Genomic DNA, 7,350 nt, shown 5'->3' with positions numbered 1-7,350 from the left:
AAGTCCGGTAGCTTATCGAGTAAGTACTGAATTAGCTGCTTAGAAATTTAAGTGTCCAACGTTATGGGACCAGTGCATTGCCCTGCGGGGTCTCAATGTTTAGCTACAACGGCTAGCCCCTCGAGGTCATAAGCTAAATGGTCCAAGAAGGCAAAAGGACGCCTTCTTAGCCCATTCATCTTATGCTTGTCGGGGCTGGTCAAGCCGCTTCCGATTTTCGAACTCTCCAGCGTTTCCCGCAGGAGTCGAGCACCTTCCGCTTCAATCAACTTATAAGAATTAGGTTCTAATATAACTAAAATATGAAAAGCTCGAAATTAATCAACTTGTGACAAACCTCGGAAATATCAATGTAAGAGATTCCAGTCATCACCCTGCATGGTACAATAATAAAAACAGAAAGGACGACGGCAATATGAAAAAGTTATCGAAATATGGGCTCACGGCTGCACCTTTCTTATATATGATTCTGATCTGGATCATGTCAAGTAATCCCGATGATGCCGTGTTACGGTTCCCTGATGATGGGGTGGACCGGTTCATCAAGGAGTCCCTCCACTTGGTCGAGTTCGGGATTTTATATGGATTGTTTGTCATCGCGCTCCTCGCACACGGAAGGCTGCGGTTCACATTGAACTTCATGGTTGCACTGATAGCCATTTTTTATGGATTTATTGATGAGATCCATCAGTCCTTCGTTCCGTATCGTTCTTCCACGATGATTGATGCCGCCAAGGATCTCATCGGGGTGACGGTACTGTTTTGGATCGTGAACCGCACGTATTTCCGAAATCCGGATCACAGGTTGACGAAGGCGATGAAGAAGTTCGAAACTTATGTAAAAAAGGATTGAGTACGGTCATCATGACCATACCCAATCCTTTTTCTTATCTTTGTGCTGTCACCTTCTGCAGGAGTTTGCTGGATTCTGTTATTTTTACATCTTTATAGTAATGGGTCACAATATCTTTATAATTCTTTCCTTCCTTCGCCATCCCGTTTGCCCCATACTGGCTCATCCCGACCCCATGGCCGAATCCTTTTGTGGCAATGACGATGTGGTCATCCTTCAGGTACCAGGTGAAGTCCGACGATCTCAGGCCTAATTTATCCCTGATCTCCCGCCCGGTGAATTCTTTCCCATTGATTTCTACTTTCGCCACCCTCTTGCCTTCAGTCCTGGATGTGATCGTGCCCACCGACCCGTCCTTTGGCAGGGTGACACCGAGTTTCTGTTTGAATTCATTGATGGGAATGATCTTTTGATCTTCAAATTTTGGTGACGCTTTGTCCCAAGGACTCTCTACACTCCGTAAATAGGGAATATCATCTGTCCAATACGCCTCGGAGTTTTCCGTATAGCCGTTGCTTGTCGAGAAAAAGGCGGCCGTAATCGGCTTATCATCATATGTGAGCACTTTCCCTTTCGTTTCAAGGACCGCTTCTGAAATCTTCTTGATTTTCCAGTCATAGTCGGAGCCCCATAGGGTGGCCAGTTCCTTTTGATTTTTATACACCTGATGGGAGACTGTATCCGTCACATCGGCCCCCTTCGGCACAGAAGGATCATCCGACATAAGCTGATTCACCATATAGGTCCTTGCTGCAAGGGCCTGCGCTTTTAACGCTTCTTTTTCAAAGTCCGCCGGCATTTCACCAGCCACCACCCCTACCACATACTGCTCAAGGGGGAGCTTCTCGATGAGATCCTGATTAGATCGATACACCGCCACTTCGACGGACTCTGCCAATTCCTCAACGGATGGGGTGTTTTTCAGCTTTTCGTCCAGGTTTGCCGTTTCCTTGTCTGATGAAAATGGGAGTACCAGCAGAGTGGGTACAATAAAGATGATGCTGATAAAGATTGAGAAGATGATCACTACGGGTTTCAACTGCTTCATGTTCGCGGCCTCCAATGAAAGATTAAATAGGAGAATGTCCTAGCACACTTCTCCACTCTCTTTCATATGTATGGTAATGGACAAGCAATTATGATTGTGAATTGGGAGAGTTTAAGGTTAGGGAATGATAGCGTGCAAGGGAATGGGGTTTTTGAAAACAAAAAAGGCAAGCCCTAATAAGAGCTCACCTTTTCCACTATCTATTTACGCATCCTTAATCATGTCTTGCTGCTCAGAAACAGGTGTTTCTTCCACTTCTTTCACACGCTCGATATCGGCTCCAAGGCCTGCAAGCTTCTGATGAAAGTTCACATATCCACGATCTAAATGCTTTAATTCTGTTACGCGCGTATAACCGTCTGCCACTAGACCAGCGATGGAAAGTGCTGCTGCTGCACGAAGATCCGTTGCAGCGACTTCTGCCCCTTGAAGATGTGTTGGTCCGTTCATGATGACAGAGCGTCCTTCGATCTTGATGTCTGCTCCCATGCGACGGAATTCTTCCGCATGCATGAAACGATTTTCAAATACGGTTTCCGTGATGACGCTGGTACCGTCAGCTGCCAGAAGCAAAGCCATCATCTGGGATTGCATATCTGTCGGGAAACCTGGATGTGGCATCGTTTTGATATCGACGGATTTCAGTTTCTCCGGTCCGATGACACGAAGTCCTTCTGCTTCATCGATGATCGTAACGCCCATCTCTTCCATCTTCGCCACTAATGAAGATAAATGTTCAGGAATCGCACCTTTTACAAGGACATCACCTTGAGTGATCGCAGCAGCCACCATGAATGTTCCTGCTTCGATTCGGTCAGGGATGATACTGTGCTCGACACCGTAAAGACGGTCTACACCCTCGATACGGATCGTGCCGGTTCCTGCACCAACCACGCTTCCTCCCATTTTGTTCAGGAAGTTCGCCAAGTCGACGATTTCAGGCTCTTTCGCTACGTTCTCTAAGATGGTTGTTCCTTCTGCAAGAACGGCTGCCATCATGATGTTTTCTGTTGCCCCAACGCTTGGGAAGTCCAGGTACACCTTGGCACCTTTCAGTCTTCCGTCTACTTCGGCTTCGATGAAACCATTTCCAACCTTCACTTTGGCTCCCATTGCTTCGAAGCCCTTTAAGTGTTGGTCGATCGGTCTTGATCCAATCGCACAACCACCAGGAAGAGCGACACGCGCTTTACCTGTACGGCCTAAGAGTGAACCCATTACAAGAACAGACGCACGCATTTTACGTACATATTCGAATGGCGCTTCAATAAACAACTCTCTTGATGCATTCACGATGACTTCACCATGGTTAAACTCTACATCTGTATTTAAATGACGTAATACTTCATTGATCGTATATACATCGGAGAGTGGTGGTACATTTTTTATGACACTTTTTCCTTCACTTGCTAATAATGTAGCAGCGATGACTGGTAAAACGGCATTCTTTGCTCCTTCAACTTGCACTGTACCGCTTAAACGCTGACCGCCGCGGACGATAATTTTTTCCAAGAGTATTCCCCTCCGCGTCCAATTTCTCTATATTAATATTCAATAATTAGGATGGGTGTGCCAATCACAAAGGTTGTCTTAGCGCCCATTCCGCTTTTCCGTAGACCTAGTTGTATATTCATATCATCATTTTTAGTTGGTATAGTCCGTGACATTTGTTCCGAGTAAGCTGAAATGGAATAAAAGTCTTCTTCTTTTAGTGATTCCAGTTCTTTTGCGTCTAAATTCGACATTAGTTCGACAGCCTGATTCGACAAAACTTTCTCAAGCTTATCATTGAATTCGCCTTTTATACAAGAGAAAATCATAGGTTTAGAAGTAAAAATGATTTCCATATTTGGGATAAATTCAGACTTGATATACTGCTTCGTCTTGTCTCCCAACGCTTTCTGATTTCCGCGCATTTCATACATAATGTACGATACCGAATGCCCGTTTGTGGGGGTATGCTGCAGTTTAATGGTTTCTTCCCCGTGAGACGTCTGACGTTGTCCCACAACCACTACTCCTTCAGCAGACTTCTCTGTCACCCAGTCAAAATCAGAAAATCTTTCCTGCATAGTAGTACTATATTTGGCAAACCCTTTATTCGTGAAGCTTTTTTTGTTTTCTCTTGCATATAGAGACCATTCAGTTATCTGACCTTGAGAATGAACAATGGCTTGATCAAGCTTTTCAATGTCTAATAAATGTTTGGCTTCGATAGTGTTGTTCCCATTAATGACCAGGAGAAAACCTAATCCCACCAAAAAGATTAAAATAATGTAAAAATACCGACGCATTTTTCATTCCTCCCCTTACCTAAAAGTCTGTCCGAATAGGGGGAGAACATACTTGAAAATTGTCGTCATCTTTTTACAATTATTGTGGCTTTCCAGCAAGTCCTGTGAAAAGGGTTACACTTTGAAACTTTTTCACAAAGGGACGAACACAAAATTAATCTTACTCAAAACACTGTCCCTTGAAAACATGCAGGAAGACCTATTTTTTGTCAGGATCTCTACTTATTCAAAGAAAACCGGCAAGCTCTGAGACCATAGGTAATAATCCAGTAAAAAACGGCTGACGGCTGACCCGATTGCGACCGTTAGGAGGATATACAATAGTCTCCCTTGTGCGACGCGATTTTTCTTCAGGAGCTTGTCCAGTTGAATGGCTTGCAAAGCCCAAAACGTGATCCCGAATACAAATAGATGCACAAGCATGCTGACCAGCGCCTGTTGACCAAAGCTTTCCACCACTCTCCTCACCCCTTCAAAAAAAACCATATTTGACACACATAGACCATTTTACCACATAATTCAGTAACAACCTATGCCTTTTACAAATTTTTTAAGTTAGGTTTCGTTATGAGATTGCGGGGATTTGATGCCCTTTTTTTCAGAGCGTAATGGTGGCTCTTCTATGTAAAATTTCTTTGGTGTTCCCGACGATTTTTGTTCCTGCATGCAAATTGGGAGGGCGTCCCGACCTGATCGAGGATCGCCCTCTGAGGTCCGTCCCTCAAAAATTGTTCCAATTCCAGATCGGTTTTGCCCTGAACGTGATGGATACTGCCTTTCCAGGTGATTCCCCTTTTATTTTAAGAGTTCCGTCCCTCAACAAAACCACCCATTACAGAGGATTGTAATGGGTGGTTTTGTTTTTTTGAGGTGTGGTTCACTGGGGTGTGATGTGTACTGGGGAGTTGTTTGGTGAGGGTTATTTCTTTATTTTTTCTTTTTCTTTTTCTTTTTGCCTTTTTGGTCTTGTTCCATGCATTCGTAGTAGTATCCCTGGCAGCCGCACTTTGTCTGTTTGCCTTTGCCCTTTTGTTTTTCTTTACCGCCTTTTGCATCCTGCTGACCCATATCACCTATCATCCACTGATATTCACCGTAGTTCTTGCACTGCTGCTGCCCTTTACCTTGTCCTTTTTTTGAACTCACTTTCCCATCCTCCTTTTGTCCTTTCCTACAGTCTACGCTCCCGGTCCCTCCCACGTTTGGGTTGTCCCCGCCTAAATCACAGCCTATTTTTTCATAAAGATTTTTTCGGAAAAAGTACTTAGGAGCTTCCAATGCTCTGTCTATGTGTGAGTGAGATAGATGGTGATGGGAACTGCTTCGCTTTCCGGCGGACGAACGGCCAAGCCTCCTCAGCTTAGCCGAACGGGGTCTCGGCACGCCCGTTTTTCCGCAGGAGTCTACGCCGTTCCCCTCACCATCTTGAAGAGATATCATGACAGAGCTTACTAGTGAAAAGAAATAGGATCTTACTTTTAGATAAAAACGTTCACTGCTAATGGTGAAGAAAGATGTTTTCTAGTCAGACGTGTATGGAAGTATATTAATCCTCCATACCCAGAAAGTTGATTGAATCGGAAGGTGCTCGACTCCTGCGGGAAATGCGGGAAAGTACGAAAAGCGGAGGGGGCTCGTTCAGACCCGACAAGCATAAGATGAATGTGCCTGGAAGGCGGTTTTTGCCTTCATGGCACATTCATCTTATGACCTCGAGGGGCTAGCCGCCGTAGCTAAACATCGAGACCCCGCAGGCACAGCCGAGGAGGCTCAACTCACGCCCCGCGGAAAGCGAGCACCTGCAGCGGAAATCAACCAACCACTTCCTCTTAATAGTAATAAAGCTTCCGTTCCCCCTCCATCCCCCCGCCCATTTCTCCTCCAATGGCAACTAGTCCACCAAAAAGGGCGTCTGCAATAGTACGACGTCATGGCATGTCACATATACATAAAGTGAAAATGTTTATATACAACAGGAGGGAACAGGTATGAATAAAGAGTTAATGTCTTCATTAGTCGGAAAAATTATCAAGGTGAACCGGGGTGGCCCTGAATCTCGAACTGGAAAGCTTCTTTATGGAGGGGATGATCATTTTGCCCTTTTAACAGAAAAAGATGGTGTGATTTACTACAATACATCCCATGTTAAGAGCATTTCCCAGAACATCAAGTCCGGTTTGCCATTCAATGGAGAAAAGTTATCAGAAGAAGGTATGGAGTTTATAAAAGAAGACACGTTTGGAGCTTTACTTACGAGCTTGAAATATCAGTGGGTGAGCATCAACCGAGGTAGTCCTGAGAAACTTGAGGGAATTCTTGAGAATTCGAATGATGATTTCGTCACGGTTGTATTAAATGAAGAGGTTGTCCGCCTGGCTGCATTCCATGTGAAGAGTATCAGCTACGGCGTAAAGGCTAAAAAACAAGAGAAGACGGAAGAAGAGAAGTAATTTTCTCTTTAAGGAAAGGAGAATAATTGAATGAGTAATTTCCACGAATCACTAAAAGGGTTAACAGGTTATCAGATCAATATTATTCTTAATGACGGTACAAAGCTGTCAGGTTTATTAGCGGAGGTCAGTACGGACTATCTGACCGTCTACTCCAGTGAAAACGAAACGTTGTATTACCCGATTTCACAAATCCAGGCCGTAACGAAGAACTCTAAGGATGTAGAAACATTGCCTATAACGGATGATTACTTGAAGGGTGAAAAAATGTCCGACGTTTTGTCCCAAAGCTTACTCAGCTGGGTGACGATCAATGGTTCCGGCAAAGCTTCCTACTCAGGGGTCCTTTCAGCAGTGGAAGAAGATCACATCGTGTTGACCCAGGGGAAAGACCGGGTGTACCTGAAGCATGCTTCCGTCCTGAACATTTATGATGGAACAAAGAAAACGACTTCGGATAATCAAGCAAGCTCATCCAGTAAAGATAGCTCCTCACAGAAACAGGACTCTTCAAAGAATCAGGAATCATCCAACAAGAGCGATTCAAACCAAAAATCATCCCAGCAACGTTCTAAAAACCAATCCTCTACAAAAAATACGAAGAAAAAACAGCAGCCTGCTTTCTATTACGATGAACTTGAAGGAGCAAAATCCTCTCCCTCCAAAAAATCAACCTCCAAGTAAAGACGGAAGAATCCTGAATAA

Annotated in this window: 8 protein-coding genes; 3 read left to right on the top strand and 5 right to left on the bottom strand. The window is 44.4% G+C overall.

Translation table 11 applies throughout. From position 1 onward, the window contains the following. Nucleotides 1-415: 415 nt before the first annotated feature. The gene (locus NQ095_RS16705) at nucleotides 416-853 is read left to right on the top strand and encodes a VanZ family protein (protein ID WP_258264577.1); all 438 of its coding nucleotides are present in this window, start codon (nucleotides 416-418) and stop codon (nucleotides 851-853) included. A gap of 34 nt (nucleotides 854-887) precedes the next feature. On the opposite strand, the gene spoIID is transcribed toward NQ095_RS16705, so the two are convergent. The 5 genes from spoIID to NQ095_RS16680 all read right to left on the bottom strand — a co-directional run bounded on the left by spoIID (nucleotide 888) and on the right by NQ095_RS16680 (nucleotide 5,341). Further along, the gene (gene spoIID / locus NQ095_RS16700) at nucleotides 888-1,901 is read right to left on the bottom strand and encodes a stage II sporulation protein D (protein WP_258264576.1); all 1,014 of its coding nucleotides are present in this window, start codon (nucleotides 1,899-1,901) and stop codon (nucleotides 888-890) included. Between the two features lie 204 nt (nucleotides 1,902-2,105). Next, the gene (murA, locus tag NQ095_RS16695) at nucleotides 2,106-3,413 is read right to left on the bottom strand and encodes a UDP-N-acetylglucosamine 1-carboxyvinyltransferase (RefSeq protein ID WP_258264575.1); all 1,308 of its coding nucleotides are present in this window, start codon (nucleotides 3,411-3,413) and stop codon (nucleotides 2,106-2,108) included. A gap of 32 nt (nucleotides 3,414-3,445) precedes the next feature. Beyond that, on the bottom strand, nucleotides 3,446-4,195 hold the full coding sequence (locus NQ095_RS16690; RefSeq protein WP_258264574.1) for a YwmB family TATA-box binding protein: 750 nt from the start codon (nucleotides 4,193-4,195) through the stop codon (nucleotides 3,446-3,448). Between the two features lie 222 nt (nucleotides 4,196-4,417). Further along, nucleotides 4,418-4,654: a DUF1146 family protein gene (locus NQ095_RS16685; RefSeq protein ID WP_060672855.1), complete on the bottom strand. Its 237-nt coding sequence runs from the start codon at nucleotides 4,652-4,654 to the stop codon at nucleotides 4,418-4,420. A 468-nt stretch (nucleotides 4,655-5,122) separates the two neighbouring features. Then, nucleotides 5,123-5,341, bottom strand: coding sequence for a hypothetical protein (locus NQ095_RS16680; RefSeq protein ID WP_258264573.1), 219 nt, complete (start codon nucleotides 5,339-5,341; stop codon nucleotides 5,123-5,125). A gap of 842 nt (nucleotides 5,342-6,183) precedes the next feature. Here NQ095_RS16680 and NQ095_RS16675 point away from each other — a divergent pair. Together NQ095_RS16675 and NQ095_RS16670 are read left to right on the top strand one after the other, a co-directional pair. After that, entirely contained in the window at nucleotides 6,184-6,645 is a 462-nt protein-coding gene (locus NQ095_RS16675; protein ID WP_258264572.1) for a hypothetical protein, read from the top strand. A gap of 30 nt (nucleotides 6,646-6,675) precedes the next feature. Continuing rightward, a complete protein-coding gene (locus NQ095_RS16670; protein WP_258264571.1) occupies nucleotides 6,676-7,329 on the top strand; it encodes a hypothetical protein in 654 nt (217 codons plus the stop codon). The last annotated feature ends 21 nt before the right edge of the window (nucleotides 7,330-7,350 follow it).

It is taken from the genome of Rossellomorea sp. SC111 (assembly GCF_024733565.1).
In the GTDB taxonomy this organism is placed as follows: domain Bacteria; phylum Bacillota; class Bacilli; order Bacillales; family Bacillaceae_B; genus Rossellomorea.
Note: the sequence above shows the minus strand (reverse complement) of the source record. Positions and strands in the feature narration are given on the sequence as shown.